The sequence below is a fragment of the Bradyrhizobium sp. USDA 4369 genome (assembly GCF_054056435.1).
Genome location: NZ_JBSRYH010000001.1, coordinates 6,892,463 through 6,909,044 on the forward strand (window position 1 = coordinate 6,892,463; position 16,582 = coordinate 6,909,044).

Annotated in this window: 15 protein-coding genes; 10 read left to right on the top strand and 5 right to left on the bottom strand. The window is 65.4% G+C overall.

Annotated features, from left to right (window positions below; translation table 11 throughout):
* Nucleotides 1–82: 82 nt before the first annotated feature.
* The 4 genes from ACVIJ6_RS31285 (at nt 83) to ACVIJ6_RS31300 (ending at nt 4,256) form a co-directional block, all read left to right on the top strand.
* A complete protein-coding gene (locus ACVIJ6_RS31285; protein ID WP_456775860.1) occupies nt 83–1,819 on the top strand; it encodes a L,D-transpeptidase family protein in 1,737 nt (578 codons plus the stop codon).
* 165 nt (nt 1,820–1,984) lie between these two features.
* On the top strand, nt 1,985–2,560 hold the full coding sequence (locus tag ACVIJ6_RS31290) for a glutathione peroxidase (protein WP_456775861.1): 576 nt from the start codon (nt 1,985–1,987) through the stop codon (nt 2,558–2,560).
* A gap of 159 nt (nt 2,561–2,719) precedes the next feature.
* Nucleotides 2,720–3,676 (top strand): polysaccharide deacetylase family protein, encoded by a 957-nt coding sequence (locus tag ACVIJ6_RS31295; protein ID WP_063719758.1) that lies wholly within the window; start codon nt 2,720–2,722, stop codon nt 3,674–3,676.
* A gap of 19 nt (nt 3,677–3,695) precedes the next feature.
* Entirely contained in the window at nt 3,696–4,256 is a 561-nt protein-coding gene (locus ACVIJ6_RS31300; protein WP_456775862.1) for a dihydrofolate reductase family protein, read from the top strand.
* Nucleotides 4,257–4,274: 18 nt separating this feature from the next.
* On the opposite strand, the gene ACVIJ6_RS31305 is transcribed toward ACVIJ6_RS31300, so the two are convergent.
* Together ACVIJ6_RS31305 and ACVIJ6_RS31310 are read right to left on the bottom strand one after the other, a co-directional pair.
* Nucleotides 4,275–4,730, bottom strand: a complete 456-nt coding sequence (locus ACVIJ6_RS31305) for a DoxX family protein (protein ID WP_456775863.1) — start codon at nt 4,728–4,730, stop codon at nt 4,275–4,277.
* 163 nt (nt 4,731–4,893) lie between these two features.
* Nucleotides 4,894–7,203, bottom strand: coding sequence for an NADP-dependent malic enzyme (locus ACVIJ6_RS31310; RefSeq protein ID WP_456775864.1), 2,310 nt, complete (start codon nt 7,201–7,203; stop codon nt 4,894–4,896).
* Between the two features lie 261 nt (nt 7,204–7,464).
* Between ACVIJ6_RS31310 and ACVIJ6_RS31315 the strand changes: the two genes are divergently transcribed.
* From ACVIJ6_RS31315 to ACVIJ6_RS31325, 3 genes are all read left to right on the top strand, one after another.
* A complete protein-coding gene (locus tag ACVIJ6_RS31315; protein WP_456775865.1) occupies nt 7,465–9,444 on the top strand; it encodes a hypothetical protein in 1,980 nt (659 codons plus the stop codon).
* A 702-nt stretch (nt 9,445–10,146) separates the two neighbouring features.
* Complete coding sequence (locus ACVIJ6_RS31320) at nt 10,147–10,269, top strand: hypothetical protein (protein ID WP_456775866.1); 123 nt, start codon at nt 10,147–10,149, stop codon at nt 10,267–10,269.
* 266 nt (nt 10,270–10,535) lie between these two features.
* Nucleotides 10,536–11,096 (top strand): sterol desaturase family protein, encoded by a 561-nt coding sequence (locus ACVIJ6_RS31325; protein ID WP_456775867.1) that lies wholly within the window; start codon nt 10,536–10,538, stop codon nt 11,094–11,096.
* Nucleotides 11,097–11,179: 83 nt separating this feature from the next.
* Here ACVIJ6_RS31325 and ACVIJ6_RS31330 read toward each other — a convergent pair whose 3' ends face one another.
* Nucleotides 11,180–11,641 carry a GNAT family N-acetyltransferase gene (locus ACVIJ6_RS31330; RefSeq protein WP_456775868.1) on the bottom strand — a complete coding sequence of 154 codons (462 nt, stop codon included), beginning with the start codon at nt 11,639–11,641 and terminating at the stop codon, nt 11,180–11,182.
* Between the two features lie 164 nt (nt 11,642–11,805).
* On the opposite strand from ACVIJ6_RS31330, the gene ACVIJ6_RS31335 reads away from it, so the two are divergent.
* The 3 genes from ACVIJ6_RS31335 to ACVIJ6_RS31345 all read left to right on the top strand — a co-directional run bounded on the left by ACVIJ6_RS31335 (nt 11,806) and on the right by ACVIJ6_RS31345 (nt 13,757).
* A complete protein-coding gene (locus tag ACVIJ6_RS31335; protein ID WP_456775869.1) occupies nt 11,806–12,432 on the top strand; it encodes a LysE family translocator in 627 nt (208 codons plus the stop codon).
* 316 nt (nt 12,433–12,748) lie between these two features.
* Nucleotides 12,749–13,336 carry a cytochrome b gene (locus ACVIJ6_RS31340; protein ID WP_456775870.1) on the top strand — a complete coding sequence of 196 codons (588 nt, stop codon included), beginning with the start codon at nt 12,749–12,751 and terminating at the stop codon, nt 13,334–13,336.
* Nucleotides 13,337–13,538: 202 nt separating this feature from the next.
* The gene (locus tag ACVIJ6_RS31345) at nt 13,539–13,757 is read left to right on the top strand and encodes a hypothetical protein (RefSeq protein ID WP_456775871.1); all 219 of its coding nucleotides are present in this window, start codon (nt 13,539–13,541) and stop codon (nt 13,755–13,757) included.
* Between the two features lie 22 nt (nt 13,758–13,779).
* On the opposite strand, the gene ACVIJ6_RS31350 is transcribed toward ACVIJ6_RS31345, so the two are convergent.
* Both ACVIJ6_RS31350 and ACVIJ6_RS31355 read right to left on the bottom strand, forming a co-directional pair.
* Entirely contained in the window at nt 13,780–14,496 is a 717-nt protein-coding gene (locus ACVIJ6_RS31350; RefSeq protein ID WP_456775872.1) for a septal ring lytic transglycosylase RlpA family protein, read from the bottom strand.
* A gap of 227 nt (nt 14,497–14,723) precedes the next feature.
* The gene (locus ACVIJ6_RS31355; protein ID WP_456775873.1) at nt 14,724–16,283 is read right to left on the bottom strand and encodes an ABC transporter substrate-binding protein; all 1,560 of its coding nucleotides are present in this window, start codon (nt 16,281–16,283) and stop codon (nt 14,724–14,726) included.
* Between the last annotated feature and the right edge of the window lie 299 nt (nt 16,284–16,582).

The window sequence follows — 16,582 nt, forward strand, 5'->3', positions numbered from 1 at the left end:
CGCAGGGCAGAAGCCCCAAGCTGGTGAACGCAGACTCCGTCTGCGACACTAAAGGCCAGATGGTTCTTGAGGACTTGCCGGAATGCTCTGCGTTCGTGCAGCCGCCAGGGGGCGGTTTTATTGTGCAGCAATCGTTTCAGTACCGCTTATCGTAGCAGCGACGTCACAGGCTGGAGCTGCGCCCTACTCCGAATGGAATGATCCGCAGCAAACCTTCTATCCGGCCGAGCGCTATGTCGTGCCGCGCAAGCCGAAGGCGCGCCCGATTCAGAAAACTGTCAAGCTCGAGAAGGAAGCGGCCAAACCGCAAGGTCCCGTGACCGTGGCGGTGTCCATCGACAAGCAGCGCCTCAAGGTCTACGACGCGAACGGCCTGTTCGCCGAAGCGCCGGTCTCGACCGGCATGAAGGGGCATTCCACGCCGATGGGCGTGTTCAGTGTCATTCAGAAGCAGAAATTTCATCGCTCGAACATCTATAGCGGCGCGCCGATGCCGTTCATGCAGCGCATCACCTGGTCGGGCGTGGCGCTCCACGCCGGCGTGCTGCCTGGCTATCCGGCGTCGCACGGCTGCATCCGCATGCCCGCGAGCTTCGCGACGCGAATCTATGGGTGGACGCGGATGGGATCGCGCGTTCTGGTCACCCCTGGCGAAGTCGCCCCGGCCAGCTTCGCCCATCCCCTGCTCGCGGCGCTGAAGGCGCCGCAACCGAGCGCGTCGATCCAGCCCGACGCCACCACTCCGGCAGCGACCAAGTCGGACAAGGGCGCCGCCTTGGCAGCCCCGATCACGGTTGCGACCACGGATCTGCGGGCCACCATCGGCCACGCCGAGGCGGCGCTTTCGGCTGAAGCCACGGCGCTGCCACGCCCGCTGCGGACAGCCGACGCCAGCAATGCGAATGGTCTTGCCGCCACGGCCTCCGATGCGTCGCCAAGCCCGGAAGCTGCTCGCCCGGACGCCGCAGAGGTGGTGGGCGTCGCCGCCGGTATGAAGTCCAGCCTCGTGGAGCCCAGTGCCAAGGCCGTTCAAAAGGACGACGCGACGTCTACCGCGGCGGATGCCATTCCGTCGCCGGCGAGCCCGCCCAGCAGCACGGCTGATACCACTCCACCGGAGAAGGCGACGGCGACATCGCCCGTCCTCGAAGCCCCCGCCCTCGAAGCCACTGGCTCGACCGATGTGAAGCCGACAGAGGCAAAGCCCGCGGATACCAAGATCACGGATCAGCCCGCCATTCGCACGGGCACGGCAGCGACGGCGCCGGAAAGCCCTGTTGATCCCAAGACGCTTGATCCCAAGACTCTCGAAAAGGATCAGTCGCGTCTTGCGGCTCCGGACAAGCCGATCGCCCCGAAACCCGAATTGAAGCGCAACAGCCAAATCGCGATCTTCATCAGCCGCAAGGACTCCAAGCTGTACGTTCGGCAGAACTTCGCGCCTGTGTTCAACACGCCGATCAGCATCGCGCCGGGCGACAAGCCCCTCGGCACGCATGTGTTCACCGCGACCGCGGACAAGGCCGATCCGGCGACGATGCATTGGACGGCCGTCTCGCTTCCCAGTTCGGCGCGGAGCGTCGCCGCCAATGACGGTGTGGTCCGCCGCGGCAGGAAATCTGTTGAGCAGGCCGATGCAAAGCCGGTCGTTCAGCTCAGCAGCGCCACCGAGGCGCTCGATCGCATCACGATTCCAGCGGACGTCCTGGCTTGGCTGGGCGAGGCCTTGTCGAGCGGAAGTTCGTTGATCGTCTCCGATCAGGGCCTCCACCAGGGCGAAACTGGCGAGGGCACGGAGTTCATCCTTTCGCTGCGGTGACGGCCGAATGGGTCCTTGTTTCCGCCCAAGGCGGCTCGTACCACCAAGGTATCCCTTGCCGGACGCGACCTGATCCAAAGCCATCGCGGGACCGTTCATGGTACGGTCCCGTCGCGGCCATGTCGCTCGACGGTCGGCGAGGCTGATTCCGCTCAGGAGGTTCTCATGATCGATCGCAGGACGGTTCTCTTCGGCATCGGCGCGTCCATGGCCAGCTCAGCGTTCATTTCGCCGGCAGCCCGCGCCGAGAATGCGGTGAGCAAGACCACGGCCTATCGCTTCTCGTTCCCGGCGCTGTCGGGTGACCCGATTCGCCTGGCCGAGTTCACGGGCAAGCCGGTCCTGGTCGTGAACACGGCCTCGCAATGCGGCTATACCCCGCAATACACCGGCCTGCAGCAGCTGTGGAGCGAGTTCCACGAGCGCGGATTGTCGATCATTGCCGTGCCGTCGAACGACTTCAATCAGGAGCCGGGGGTGGCCGGCGACATCGCCGAGCTCGCCAACAAGCAATTCGGCGTGACCTTTCCGATGACCGCGAAGGCGGTTGTCACCGGCTCCAACGCCCATCCCTTCTACCGCTGGGCGGCCGAGGCGCGGCCGAAGGACACCCCGCGCTGGAACTTTCACAAATATCTGATCGGCCGCGACGGTTTCATTGCCGACGTGTTCGCCTCCTCGGTCGAGCCGACGGATACCCGGGTGAAGACGGCCATCGCCCGCAACCTCGCGGACGTCTGAGCAACACTCGGCAACAATGCGGCGGAAATCGGCAATCTCGGCGTGACTTTGCCGCGTTTCCTTTTGGCGACCATCCGGTGACTGGGCTAGTATCCCGAGCCGGATGGTGGAGCGACTCTGGATTACGGCGCTCGCCTTGCAACAACCCGAGGAAGCACGATGCGGATTGCGGCTGGATTGGTGTTCGCGAGTTCTTTGGCGGCATCGTTGTTGACGTCTGGCGCCGCGTGGTCGCAGGCCCAGCGCACGGCGGCGGCCCCCACCCCGGCTGCGGCTCCGCTGCCAGCGGCCGCAACGCCGGCCCCACAGAGCCAACCGCCACGGGCGCCCTGCATGAACCCTGAGGCGCTCGGGGTCGGCCGCACCGTCGAGATCGACACGACCGGCGGTCCCGGGTTCGGCTTCGAGCACTTCAAGGATCTCGACTTCCTCAAGGATCACGAGGTCGTGCTGACCTTCGACGACGGCCCCTGGCCGGAGAACACCCCCGGCGTGCTCAAGGCGCTGGCCGACCAGTGCACGACGGGCATCTTCTTCATCATCGGCAAGCACGCGACCTATTACCCGGAGATACTGAAGCAGGTCTACAACGCCGGCCACACCGTGGGCACGCACACCTGGTCGCACGCCGCGCTGACCAACAAGAAGCTCACGGAGGACCAGCGCAAGGAGGAGATCGAACTCGGCATCAGCGCCGTGAAATGGGCGCTTGGCGGCAACTCGCCTGCTCCGTTCTTCCGCTTCCCGGCGCTGCAGCACCCGCCGGAGATGGTGACCTATCTCGGCACCCGCAATATCGGCATCTTCTCCTGCGACCTCGACTCCTTCGACTTCAAGGCGCGCAATGCGCAGGCGGTGATCGACGTCACCTTCAAGAAGCTCGACAAGCTCGGCAAGGGCATCATCCTGATGCACGACTTCCACAAGCACACCGCCGAAGCGCTGCCCGAACTGCTGCGCCGCCTCAAGGCCGGCGGCTACAAGGTCGTCGCGATGCGGGCCAAGGCCCCGGTGCAGTCGCTGCCGCAATATGACGAGCAGCTCGCCAAGGTCGCCAAGCTGCCGACGGTGAGCCAAAGGCCGGTGTCGAGCGTTGTGACGACAGTGTCCGAATGAGACAGGATGACGTTCGTCAGTGAACAAGCTTCGAATCGAGGGTTACGTGATCGTGTCGGCCGACGGAATGTTGGCCGACGCCCACAATGTGATGCCGGCAGCGCTGAAATTTCCCGGCGACGCTGCGTTTTTTTCTCAGGCGCTGGATGGCGCCGATCTGATCGTCCATGGGCGCAATTCCTACGAGGACCAGCCCAATTCACCGAAGCGCCGCCGGCTGGTCGTAACCCGCACGGTGGCGGGGCTGGCGCCTGACCCCGAGAAGCCGCTATCGACGCTTTGGAATCCGGCCGGCGCCTCGTTCGAGGCTGCCTGCAAAGCCGCCGGCGTCGATTCAGGCACCGTCGCCATCATTGGTGGTCCGGTCGTGTTCGACATGTTCATGGACCGTTACGACACGTTCTTCCTGTCGTTGGCGCCCCATGTCTCGTTGCCCGAGGGCGCGCCCTGCTTCACCTCGGTCGCTCCCGGACGCTCGCCGCAGCAGGTGCTGACCGCACACGGCCTTGTCCCGGCCAACCAGCTGATGCTCGATCCTGCCGACGAGGTCAGCGTCACCGCCTGGAAGCGCGCGGCGTAAAGCCCGCTCACGATCCGGCTAGATGTCGCCATAGGCGCTCTGCTCGGGCACCTTCGGTCCCTTGCCGTAGCCAAAGATGATGAACAGCGCGCCGATGATCGAGAGGTTCTTCAGCGCGTCGATCAGGGTCTTGGCGTTGTCCGGCGGGGTCTGGTTCCAGAAATCGTGGAAGTAGAAGATCGTGGCTCCGACAAACACGATCATCAGCAACGCGAACAACCGGCCGAGGATGTTGAGCGCGATCATCAGGCCGGCCAGCACCTCGAACGCGCCGGCGGCGATCGCCAGGATCTGCGGCATCGGCATCTTCGCGGCCGCTTCCAGCTGCGCCGCATAGGGCGCGAGCACGGCAGGAATCGTGACCTTAGCGGCAATGAGATCGGCGGTCGCTTGAATGCCGAACAGCTTGGTCGCGCCCGTGTAGATGAAGATCACGGCAAACAGAACGCGCCCGAACGTAATGAAACCCGGCATTCTCGCCCTCTCGGATCAACTTCAACCACGGATCAACTTCAACCGATGTGTCGCCGGCCCACCGGGCCGGATATGTGACGTCTCCAACGCTTTTCAACAATAAAGGCGGGCGGAATGCGACCGAAACCGGACGAATTCCGCCACACTTCGATCATGTCAGCCTTCAGGCGAACAGGGTCGGCTGCGCCCTCCCGGCGCGCTCCTGCGCCTCGACCGCTGCGACGGCCGTCATGTTCAGAATGCCGCGCGCGGTGACCGACGGCGTCAGGATATGCGCCGGCCGCGCCGGGCCGATCAGGATCGGCCCCACCGGCACCGCGTCCGCCAGCACCTTGATCATCTGATAGGCGACGTTGGCGGCATCGAGATTCGGCATGATCAGCACATTGGCCGAGCCTTCGAGATCCGAATGCGGCAGGATCGCCTTGCGTGCGGTCGCCGACAGCGCCGTGTCGCCTTGCATCTCGCCATCGGCCTCGAGATCCGGCCGGTGCTGCTTCAGCAGCGCCGTCGCCTGCCGCATCTTGCGCGAGGAATCGGTGTCGTAGCCGCCGAAATCGGAATGCGACACAAAGGCGATCTTCGGCTTGATGTTGAAGCGGGTGACGTGATTGGCCGCCAACGAGGCCATCTCGGCGAGCTCCTCGGCGGTCGGGTTCGGCCGCACCTGGGTGTCGCCGATGAAATAGGCGCCCTTGCTGGTGATGGTGAGCGCGAGCGCGGCAAAGTCGCTGACCCCCGGCATGAAGCCGATGATCTCGCGGACATGACGCAGATGGCTCATGTAGCGTCCCTCGACGCCGCAGATCATCGCATCCGCCTCGCCCCTGACGACCGCGAGCGCCGCGATCACGGTGGCATTGGTGCGCACCACCGTGCGCGCCGCATCCGGCGTCACGCCGCGGCGGCCGGCGACCTCGATATAGCTCTGCACATAGGAGCGGTAGCGCGGATCATCCTCGGGATTGATGAGGTCGAAATCCTGGCCCGCCTTGATCGACAGGCCGAAGCGCTTGATGCGGGCCTCCACCACCGAGGGACGGCCGACCAGGATCGGCCGCGCCAGCTTCTCTTCCAGCACGACCTGCGTCGCACGCAGCACGCGCTCGTCCTCGCCTTCGGCATAGATGACGCGCACCGGCTGCGTCTTGGCCTTCGCGAACACCGGCTTCATGATCAGGCCGGAGCGGAACGCGAAGCGCTCCAGCAGCGCGGTGTATTCGTCGAAATTCTTGATCGGCCGCGTCGCCACGCCCGACTCCATCGCCGCCTTGGCCACTGCCGGCGCGATGCGCAGGATCAGCCGCGGATCGAATGGTGAAGGAATCAGCGAGCCCGGACCGAAGCCCTGGGTCTCACCGGTATCGAAGCCGCGTGACACTGCATCGGAGGGCGGGTCCTGGGCGAGCTGCGCGATCGCGTCGACCGCCGCCTGCTTCATGGCCTCGTTGATCGCGGTGGCGCCGACATCGAGCGCGCCGCGGAAGATGAAGGGGAAGCAGAGGACGTTGTTGACCTGGTTCGGGAAGTCCGAACGTCCGGTGCAGATCATCGCGTCGGGTCGCGCCGCACGCGCCTCCTCCGGCATGATCTCCGGATTGGGATTGGCGAGCGCCATGATCAGCGGCTTCTCGGCCATCTGCTTGAGCAGCTCCGGCTTCAGCACGCCGCCCGCGGACAACCCCAGGAAAATGTCCGCACCGCCGATCACCTCGGCCAGGGTCCGCTTGTCGGTCTTCTGCGCATAGACCGCCTTCCATGGGTCCATCAGCGTGTTGCGGCCCTCATGGACGACGCCGTCGATGTCGCAGACCCAGATGTTCTTGCGCTGCGCGCCCATCGAGACCAGCAGATTGAGGCAGGCGATCGCGGCGGCGCCGGCGCCGGACGTCACGATCTTCACCTCGGAGAGCTGCTTGCCCGCCAGCGACAGCGCATTCTTGATCGCGGCGCCGACGATGATCGCGGTGCCGTGCTGGTCGTCATGGAAGACCGGAATCTTCATGCGCTCCTTGAGCCGCGCCTCGATCTCGAAGCACTCGGGACCCTTGATGTCCTCGAGATTGATGCCGCCGAAGGTCGGCTCCAGCGCCGCCACCGTCTCGACCACGCGGTCGATGGTGTCGGCCGCGATCTCGATATCGAACACGTCGATGCCGGCGAATTTCTTGAACAGGACCGCCTTGCCCTCCATGACCGGTTTGGAGGCGAGCGGGCCGATATTGCCGAGGCCCAGCACGGCCGTGCCGTTGGAGACCACGGCCACGAGATTCGCCCGCGCGGTCAGCGACGCCGCTTCGGCCGGGTTGTTGGCGATCTCGGTGCATGCAGCGGCCACACCCGGCGAATAGGCGAGCGCCAGATCGCGCTGGTTGGCGAGCGGCTTGGAGGCCTGGATCTCCAGCTTGCCCGGCCGTGGCAGCCGATGATAGGCCAGCGCTGCGGAACGAAGATCTTCAGAATAGGACGACATACGTGCTCCAGCGTTTCCGACCCCGGTTGGTCTCGTGAGATGCGTTCAGGACGCGGTTTTTCCGGCCGGCGGAACCGCAGTTGATGCACGCAGAGCGGTTTTCATGCAACATCGGAAACCATGTCCGTCAACAGACCAGGGGCGGCAAATTCTCAAGTTGGCAGAAGCACATCCCTATCCGATCCCATTCGCCAACACCATCACCATGAGACCAGAGCGTTGCGCCGGCCCGGCATTCGGGCGAGAGCGGGAGCAGATTGCATGAACCGGATTGTGGCTGGAGTTCTCGTTGCGATTGTCCTCGGCACTGCCGCCTTTTTGGGCGTCCCCTGGTACGCCCAGAACCGCGCCGAGCGCGAGGTCGAGGCCAGTTTCGCCCAGATCCGGCAGAACGGCGCCACTGCGACCCACGGCAAGGTCGCCTTCGATCTGTGGTCGCGCAAGCTGACAATCGCCGATGTCAAGATCGAGTCGGCCACGCAACCGCCGGCCAGCGTGACGTTCGGCACCATCACGGCGACCGGGCTGAGCCAGCCTGACCAGGGGCACGTGGCGGCTGCCAGCCTCGAAATCAGCAATGTAGCGATGGCCGCCCAGATCCCCGGCACGTCGCCGCTTCGGCTGAGCTACAAGCTGCCGCAGCTCGTGGTGAAGGATTATGCCGGGCCGGTTCGGTTCGCGGCCATCCCGGCCGGCGCCACGCTGGTTGAGACCTACCGGGCGCTGGCCCAGCAATTCGCCGCCATCAGCGCCGCCTCGATCACGGTACCCCGCACCACCGGGACAATGGAGGGCGGGCCGTCCGCCGGCCCGGCGGAATTCAGCTATTCCGGCCTCAGCGTCGATCAGATCAAGGCCGGCCGGATCGCGAGCTACAAGCTCGACGAGCTCGCATTCACGATGAGTCCGCAGCAGCCCGCGGGCAAGACCGACAAGATGCAGGGCCGCATCACCGACATCGTTCACCACGACGTCGACGCCAATGCAATCGTGGCCGCGCTCGATCCCGACGCGGCAAAGGATGACCGCACCTACAGGGTCTATGGCCGGGTCACCACCGGCGCCTATGAGGTCAATTCCGAATCCGGCGTTCGCATGCGCATGGACGGCATCTCCGCCGACGAGTTCAGCGTGCGGCCCTCGCGGCTGCAACTGCCCGCCTTGTTTGCCGCCCTGCCCGCTTCGACGGGCGTGCAGCCCACGCCCGAACAGACGCGCGAACTGATGGACAAGATCGCCGGGATCTATGACGGCATGGCGCTCAGGAACGCGGAAATGCGTGGCCTCTCGATCGAGACGCCGCAAGGGCCGATCAAGCTGGCGGCGCTGCGGTTCGACCTGCGCGACGGCAAGAGCGACATCGCGGTCGAGGGTTTCGACGGTCGCTCGCCCAACGGGCCGGTCAAGCTCGGCCGCTTCGCGCTCAAGGGCTTCGACATCGCGGGCCTCATGCGCCTCGGCAGCAAATATTCGCCCGGGACGAAGCCGGGGCCGACCGACGCGGTGTTGCTGTTCAAACTGCTCGACGGCGTCGAGCTGAAGGCGCTCACGGCCCCCTACAAGGCCGGCGACAAGCCGGTGCAGATCGACAATATCACGCTCGACTGGGGCCAGTTCGTCGGTCCCATCCCGACCAGGGCACGCCTGGTCGCCAAGATGGCAGGGCCGCTCGATCCATCCAACCCGGCGCTGCTGCCGCTGTTGGTCGCCGGCATCGACACGGCCGCCTTCGACGCCGATCTCGGCCTCGGCTGGACCGAGAGCACGGGCCGGTTTGCCGTGACGCCCTTCAAGCTCGAGGTCAGCAATCTCGTCGCGGCCTCGGCCAACATGTCGCTGGCGCAGGTGCCTCGCGATGTGTTCACGATCGATCTGCAGCAGGCGACGACGGCGGCGGCACAGATCGAGGCCGAAGGGCTCGACTTCAGCCTGCGCGACCTCGGTGCTGTCGACGTGCTCGTCGCCAACTTCGCCAGGGGTCATGGCATTCCCCGGGATGCCGCGCGCAGGGCGCTGATCGACAGCATCAAGGCCATCGGCGCACAGATGGCCGCCGCCAATATCGATGCAGCGAGTGCCGTGGATGCGCTGAGCCGGTTCGTCGAGAAGCCGCGCCAGACTTTGACGCTGAAACTCTCGCCCCGCGCCAAGGTGCCTGCCATCCAACTCGCGCAGCTTATCGCCATCGATCCGCAGAGCGCATTGGCGCAGTTCAAGATCGAGGCGCAGACCGCGCCTTGAGGCGATTGACGCAGCGAGCCCGTCTCTTACGGCCGTCATTCCAGGGCGCGCGCAGCGCGAGTCCGGAATCCATAACCCCGGCTGTGCGTGGAAAGCGAGTTGCGAGCACGCCCGACCTCCTTCACCAACCACCGTCTGTGAGTATGGATTCCGGGCTCGCCCTACGGGCGCCCCGGAATGACGGCGGCGAGATTGTGCCCGCGATCGACATCGTTGCGCGCGGAGGATTATGGGCCGCTTATGAACGAGCACGGCAGGCACCCCACTAATCGAGAGCACACATCCGCAATCCCGCGGCTCATTCGCCCGAGTTTGTCCGGTTGGTTCGGCGCTCCTCCGAACGAAGAAGGCGCAGGGAATGCCGGGCGCTGGCCGCAACCCATGGCCCGCCTGCGAACAAAGAATGCAGGCGGCAGGTACCACAGGTTCAGCCAAATCATCCGGCATTCCCTGCGCGGTGGGCTTTTCGGCTGCTTCGCGCTCTCCTTGGGGACCGGCTTGTTTGCCCCCATCATCCGCGCGATGCCGCTAGGCATTTGCGCGAACTTGACACCAGCATCGGGGCGTCAGGACCACACGACTTGGCCGCCTGCAACCTGCCTTTCGTCCACGCGCTTGCGCGCGCTGCGCCAGAGTGCAGCCACCGCCTCCCCACCTCACGTCTCGTGACGACCGCGAACCGTCCCTCTTCATCGAGGCGGGATGGCCGAAAACATCGGCCCGATTTGCCCGACGGTGCAAGCCTTGAAGCTGCGGCAAACTGGCTCGACGGGCAATCTGCGCATGAGGGGCATGCCTGGACTGCCCGTCGAGCAAACGAATTGATCGCGCGCGATAGTAGCAATCCCCCCCAAGAGATGAGGTGCTACGATATCGGGGATTCCAGTCGCACCTGTTCCGGATGCCAGAATGCAGCCCGGCTCAAGGCCCACCTTCGTGCATTCACGCAAGTGCCTTAAAACTGCGCTACCCAATACCTGTGACGACCACTCCCACGAACGCCGATTCGGGCGATGGCTGATCGCGTTGGTCGGCCATGTCCGGGGGAGCGCGCCCCCTATCGTCCTTGATATCTGCGTACGGGACACGACGTGAATCACAGCAAGATCAGTTACTACGCCGAGCTTTTCTTCTACCCGATCGTCGTCGCCGCGCTTCTGCTGTTCGATCTCGCGAGCAATGGGGTCACGTTGCACCTGCGCTGGCTGCTGGCGGCGCTCGGCGGGGCAATGCTGTGGACGCTCGCCGAATATCTGGTGCACCGCTTCCTGTATCATGAGGTCGCCATCCTCAAGCAGCTCCATGGGCTCCACCACGCGCGCCCCAGCGATCTCATTGGCGCGCCGATCTGGGTGAGCGTCGTCATCTTCCTGTCATTCTTCGCGCTGGTCGCGAGCCTCACCGATCTGCAGACGGCAAGTGGAACGACGAGCGGCCTGCTGGTGGGTTACGTCTTGTATCTGATGGTCCACGATGCCGTGCATCACTGGCCGTTGGCCGGACAGTCGCCGCTGCAGTCCTGGTTGCGCAGTTGCCGGCTCCGCCATGTCCGACACCATCGCGGCCCACCCGGCAATTTCGGCGTCGTCACGGGTGTCTGGGACCACGTCTTCGGCACGGCCCTGGCGCCGGCACGGACACGGAACGCCTGACGCCAACAAGCTGCGTGTCGGAGCGAGGCGCAGCTCACCGAAGGCGTGACGCAAACACGGATCCGATTGCAACAGAAGCGCCGTTAGCGCGGACGAGGAAGCCGCTTCTCGAAACAGACGGCTTCAGGCCGGCCGGCATATTTGCCGAAATTGGGAATCCGGCGATAGCCGTGCCGTTCGTAGAATGCGACGGCACGCGCATTGACGCGCCGCGTCTCCAGCCAGATCGTGTGGTAGCCGAAGCCAAGCGCTGCCGCTTCGAGATGCGCCAGGATCGCTGCGCCGACGCCGCGCGTGCCCGCGCGGGCGTACATCCGTTTCACTTCGGCAATGTTCGCCTGCAGCGGCCGCAGCCCGCCGCAACCGATGGCCTGCCCCTCTCCATCGCGCGCAACGACGAAGCACGCTTTCGGGCCGCGAACGTCACCCGGATCGAACGACGACCGGCCGCTGTCACCGGTGATGCGCGCGAGCGTCGCGGACAGCTCAGCTATCAACATTTCTGCCGCGGCTGAAGCCGGGTCGTCCAAAGTGATCTCGAGCATATAAGCGCAGCTCATTCCATGATGAGGCGGCGGACCTCCATAAAGATGTCCTTGGCTATCCGTGAGCCGCGCCGCCCGCGCAGATGCGACCGCCGCAATGCCAGATTTTGCATCGTGCTCACGATTCTCCTACAAGACAAGATCTCGCCGCAACGACAGGCCGTATGCCCCACTTGTCCACCTTCCTTCTCTTCCTTTCTGCCGCCCTCGTCGTCGCAGTGACGCCGGGGCCGGGCATCTTCTACATCGTCGCGCGGACATTGGCGGGCGGCCGGAGCGAGGGGCTGGCGTCCAGCGTCGGGCTTGGGCTCGGTGGGCTGGTGCACGTGGTCGCCGGTGCGGTCGGCCTGTCAGCGCTGGTGATGGCGAGCGCCGAAGCCTTTGCGGCGCTGAAGATTGCCGGCGCATTCTATTTGATCTGGCTCGGGATCAAGACCTGGCGCCAGGCGCGCACCACCGTGCCGGCCGAGGTGACGACGACCGGCAGCCGGCGCGCGTTTCGCGAGGGCATCATCGTCGAGGCGCTCAATCCGAAGACGGCGGCCTTCGTCCTCGCCTTCATCCCGCAATTCGTCGATCCCGCAGGGCATGTCGCCGGGCAATTCATCGCGCTCGGCTTGATCTCGGTCGCGCTCAACACCAGCGTCGACCTCGTCGTGACGTTGTGGGCGGCCAAGGCGCGGCAGGGACTGATCAAGCGGCCGGGCTTGGTCACCCGGATGCGCCAGGCCTCCGGCGCGGTGTTGTGCGGACTCGGAGCAGCGTTGCTCGTTGCGCGGCGCGCGGGCTGACCGCTCTGCGCGATGCAGGCGACATAACGGAAGCTGATGCCTCCGCGGTTCGAGGTCCGCCGGCTCTGGCCGGCCGAGCATGCGCCACGGCGTCGAATGACAACAAGGTGAAGCGAATTGATCAGGCGCTGGCCCAGTTCGCGCGCCTCTCGCTGGAATCCCGCGCTCTTTTCGGCTAGCTGCGCAGCCTTCGAACGGAAGGCGCTGCCCGCATCGGCCGTCCTTCCCATCACGCCGAAGCGCGGAGCGATTTCACGACGACGAATTCGCGGCATTCGGTGACCACAACCTCGTTCTCGTTTCGAAGGACGCCACCATGCCATGGACGAACACGAAGCTGGAATTTGGCGCCCTGGCCAAGTTCTTCCACTGGAGCAGCGCGGTCGCCTTCATCGCCGCCTATGTCGTCGTCTACTACGTGATCTGGTTCATGGATGACATGGCGCCTGAGGCGCTGCCGGTGCTCAACATCCACTGGGTGCTGGGGATCATCGTCGGATTCCTGGTTCTGCCCCGGCTGCTGTGGCGGTTCGCCAATGTACAGCCTGAACCGCCGCATGAGTCTGCGCTCGAAAGCCGGCTCGCTGATGCCGCGCATTGGGGCCTGTATGCCTTGCTGATCGTCATGCCGCTGACCGGCTATGTCGGCACTGATGCCGAGACGAATTTCGGATTGTTCAAGGTGCCGAACTTCCGCGAGACGGCGTTGTTCGGCTGGATCGAGAGCAGCTTCGGGCTCGCCTGGGACAGGTTCGAGCCGCCGGTCGATGCCATCCACCATGCCCTGGGCAAATGGGTTGCCTGGACGATTGTTGCCCTGCACGTCGTCGCCGCGCTGTTTCATCACCTGGTACGACGCGACGGCGTTTTGACCCGGATGCTGCCCGGCCGTTCGGCCGCATGAGCTTGCCATATGCAGCGCAGGAGTGACTATCGACCACCGAGATGCGATGGTGATGACCCCTTGATCTATCGAACCGGCCGCGGCGATGGCCGCGGCGTATCGCGATGATAGCGGATCGATATTTCAACGCTGGCGCGGCCGGCCGCATTGTCCTCTCCATGCCGCAGCGGCTTCCCTGCTGCAGCCAACACAGGAGAGTTCGATGTCGACGTTCAAGATCATCATCGCTGCGATTGGCCTGGTCGGCGTAACCTCGTGCTGCGCGTCCGCGCAGGGCATCCGCTACAGCGGCGGACCCAAGACCGGGCAGAGTTTCATCGCGCCCGCGCGGCCGATGCCGGCCTCCCAGTTCGATGCACGCGCCGAAATGGCCGCGCCTCGGCCGATGCCCAAAGGCGGCATCGCCCTTCGCGGCCTGTAAGCCCTGCGGCTGGCCGTCCGTATCAGCGGCTGATCTGTGCCGGCCCGCCTGGCAAGCGCAGCAGGCTCAGCCGCGTCGGCGACGGGCGCGGCAGCGGCCTTGCATTGGCCGGCGCGGCCTGCTGCACCCTTGGCTTGTGCGCCCGCGGCTTCGGCCAGCGCACCACGTCGAGCCGGACGTTCGCCAGCCCGGAGTCGACCATGTCCAGCGCAGCAGCGGCGGCATAGGACAGGTCGACCACGCGGCCGTCGACATAGGGACCGCGGTCATTGATGCGCACCGTCACCGCGCGACCGGTGTCGAGCCGCGTCACGCGCAGGCGCGTCCCGAACGGCAGGCTGCGATGCGCGGCGGTCATGGCCGTGGTGTCGAAGACCTCGCCATTCGCGGTCGGCTGCGGCGCGGTGTAGTAGCTGGCGAGACCGCGCAGCGCATGGCGCGGCCGCCGCGGCGCAGTAAGCGCAGACGGCGGAGCGGCCGTCTGCGCGGCAGGGTTCGCCGGCGGTGTCGACGCGACCGGCGCAGGCCGTGTGAGGGCAGTATGCTCTGCCGCACTGCCCTTGTCGGGGCCGGCGCCGATGTCGGGCGACCGCGCACAGCCGGCGAGCAAGGCCGCCGACAGCGCGACGGCGAGCCAACGAATCCGCACGGCGCGGCCCGATGCATCGCGCAGATGCCAGCGCGGCGCGCCAGCCTCGGTCGCAACGCCCGATGCACGTCCGCGACGGCTCGGCGGCATGTCCCCTCCTCCCGCACCCCAGCGGGGGAAGTCGACTGGGCAAAATCGGCCGCGTGGCGACCAAACCGTGACGGCGACGGTTCAAGTCGATGGTGCTGCGGCGATGCGATACCTATCGCATCGCGCAACGCGGCCACCTGCTGCTGGCATGTTGCAGCCCCGCATTGACGCCGCCGGATGCGGCGAACGAGGCCCCGACCGCACCTGCCGGAGCCGCGCTCCGCGCCTCATTCCAGCTCGATCGCCTGGTAGGTGCCGGTCTCGTCGAGCGCGGTGCCCCAGATCTTGTGCGAGGCCTGGTGCTCGGCGCGTCCGAACGAGAGCGTGCTGCCGAGGCCGAGATCGATGCTCTTCATCGATTCCAGCGTGTCGACCAGCCGCTCGGTGTCGAGCGGCGTCGTCTGTTTCAGCGCCTGAATCAGGATGCTCGCCGAGATGAAGCCCTCCAGCGAGGTGTAGTCCGGCGCTTCGCCGGGGAAGTACTTGTCGAGCGCATTCTTGTAGTCGAGCACGAGGCTCGAATAGCCGGCCACCGAGGGGACCCCCTGCGTGACGATCACGCCCTTGGTATATTTCGTGCCGAGCAGCTTCAGCTCGGCGGCGAGAGACGAAGAGCCGACAGCCGAGATGTTGGCGTAGATCAGCCCCGGAACCGCCTCGTGGGTCTTCTCGATGAATTTCGCCGCGGCGCGGTCGGTCGCGATCATGATCACGGCCTTGATCGGCGGCTTGGTTTGCGCCTTCAGCTTGCCGACGGCGTCGTCGACCTCCAGCGTACCGCGCGGGAAGCCGTAGCGGATGATCGGATCGGTGATGCCGAGCGCACGGAACGCCTTGGCGACACCGTTGGCGCCATCGTCGCCATAGGCATCATTCTGCGCGAAGACCGCGATCTGTTTCGCCTGGATGCGCTTGACCTTCATCAGATAGTGCACGATCGCGGCGGTCTCTTCGGCATAGCTCGCACGATAGTTGAAGACGTAGCGGTCGGGCGGATCGCGGCGAACGACGGCCGAGCCGCTATAGGGCGCAAAGAACAGCGCGCGGCGCTCCAGCGCATAGGGGATCGCCACCGCATTGTTGGCGGTGCCCATATTGCCGATGAAGCCGAACACCTTATCCTTCTCGTAGAGCTGCATCATGGCGGCGAGCGTGCGGGTAGGATCATAGGCGTCGTCGGCCGCGATCAGTCTCAGCTTGCGGCCGTTGATCCCGCCGGCGTCGTTGGCGCGGTTGAACGCGGTCTCGATGCCGAGCTTCATCTGACGCGCGGACTCCTTGCGCACGCCCGAGAAGGGAATCACAGTGCCGAAACGGATCTCGGTGTCGCTGACGCCGTGCGGAAGGGGCGGCGGAAGGTTGGCCGTGGGTTGCGTCGCCGCAGCCGCGCTCGACGGCGCCAGCGTAAGCGACATCGTCGCAGCGGCCGATGACTGCTGGCTCAGCGAGCGCTCGAGCTCGGACAATTGGCGTTCTGCCATCTGACAGTTCACCTGCGCGGATGCGATCCGGCCGCGCCCCTCGGCGATGGAGCTGTTGAAGCTGCGGATGAGCAGATCGCGCTCGGTGGTCGTCGACGCGGCCTGACGGATGACCTCGCCGAACTGATCGATGATGGTCTGGACGCGTCCCTGGGCAATGGCCGGACAGGTCGCGGCCTGGCCGATGACAGGGCCGACCCGCGCGGCGAGATCGCGAACGACATCGGGAGACACGGCCGCGAGCGCGGGGCCCGCAGGGAGGAGGAAGCAAGTTCCGAGCAGGAGCACAGACCAGCGAACGGTCATTCAGGGCTATCCGTTTTCTTGTGATGGGGTGGCTATGTTCACCGCACCATTCAGATGAGCACTGGATTAATGGCGGGTTGCATGACACCGCACCGTTTGACCGAACGGTATTGCTCTCATTTGAAATGAGTACAGCCGGACGCCTCGCGAGCTGCGCCTCGCGAACCGTGGGACTGACAGGGAGGCCGTCGATTGACGCTGGAGATCAAGGCCTTCCTGCATTGCACAACAGGCCGCCGGCGGATCGATCATGGCGAGGCGCGCTGATCCAGGGCGCCGGGCGCTGCCCCAGCGGTTCA

Bases quoted from the DNA above. Each gene is read 5' to 3' on its own strand.
- ACVIJ6_RS31285 (WP_456775860.1), top strand. From the start codon at position 83: ATGCTCTGCGTTCGTGCAGCCGCCAGGGGGCGGTTTTATTGTGCAGCA.
- ACVIJ6_RS31290 (WP_456775861.1), top strand. From the start codon at position 1,985: ATGATCGATCGCAGGACGGTTCTCTTCGGCATCGGCGCGTCCATGGCC.
- ACVIJ6_RS31295 (WP_063719758.1), top strand. From the start codon at position 2,720: ATGCGGATTGCGGCTGGATTGGTGTTCGCGAGTTCTTTGGCGGCATCG.
- ACVIJ6_RS31305 (WP_456775863.1), bottom strand. From the start codon at position 4,730: ATGCCGGGTTTCATTACGTTCGGGCGCGTTCTGTTTGCCGTGATCTTC.
- ACVIJ6_RS31310 (WP_456775864.1), bottom strand. From the start codon at position 7,203: ATGTCGTCCTATTCTGAAGATCTTCGTTCCGCAGCGCTGGCCTATCAT.
- ACVIJ6_RS31315 (WP_456775865.1), top strand. From the start codon at position 7,465: ATGAACCGGATTGTGGCTGGAGTTCTCGTTGCGATTGTCCTCGGCACT.
- ACVIJ6_RS31320 (WP_456775866.1), top strand. From the start codon at position 10,147: ATGGCCGAAAACATCGGCCCGATTTGCCCGACGGTGCAAGCCTTGAAG.
- ACVIJ6_RS31330 (WP_456775868.1), bottom strand. From the start codon at position 11,641: ATGCTCGAGATCACTTTGGACGACCCGGCTTCAGCCGCGGCAGAAATG.
- ACVIJ6_RS31335 (WP_456775869.1), top strand. From the start codon at position 11,806: ATGCCCCACTTGTCCACCTTCCTTCTCTTCCTTTCTGCCGCCCTCGTC.
- ACVIJ6_RS31340 (WP_456775870.1), top strand. From the start codon at position 12,749: ATGCCATGGACGAACACGAAGCTGGAATTTGGCGCCCTGGCCAAGTTC.
- ACVIJ6_RS31345 (WP_456775871.1), top strand. From the start codon at position 13,539: ATGTCGACGTTCAAGATCATCATCGCTGCGATTGGCCTGGTCGGCGTA.
- ACVIJ6_RS31350 (WP_456775872.1), bottom strand. From the start codon at position 14,496: ATGCCGCCGAGCCGTCGCGGACGTGCATCGGGCGTTGCGACCGAGGCT.
- ACVIJ6_RS31355 (WP_456775873.1), bottom strand. From the start codon at position 16,283: ATGACCGTTCGCTGGTCTGTGCTCCTGCTCGGAACTTGCTTCCTCCTC.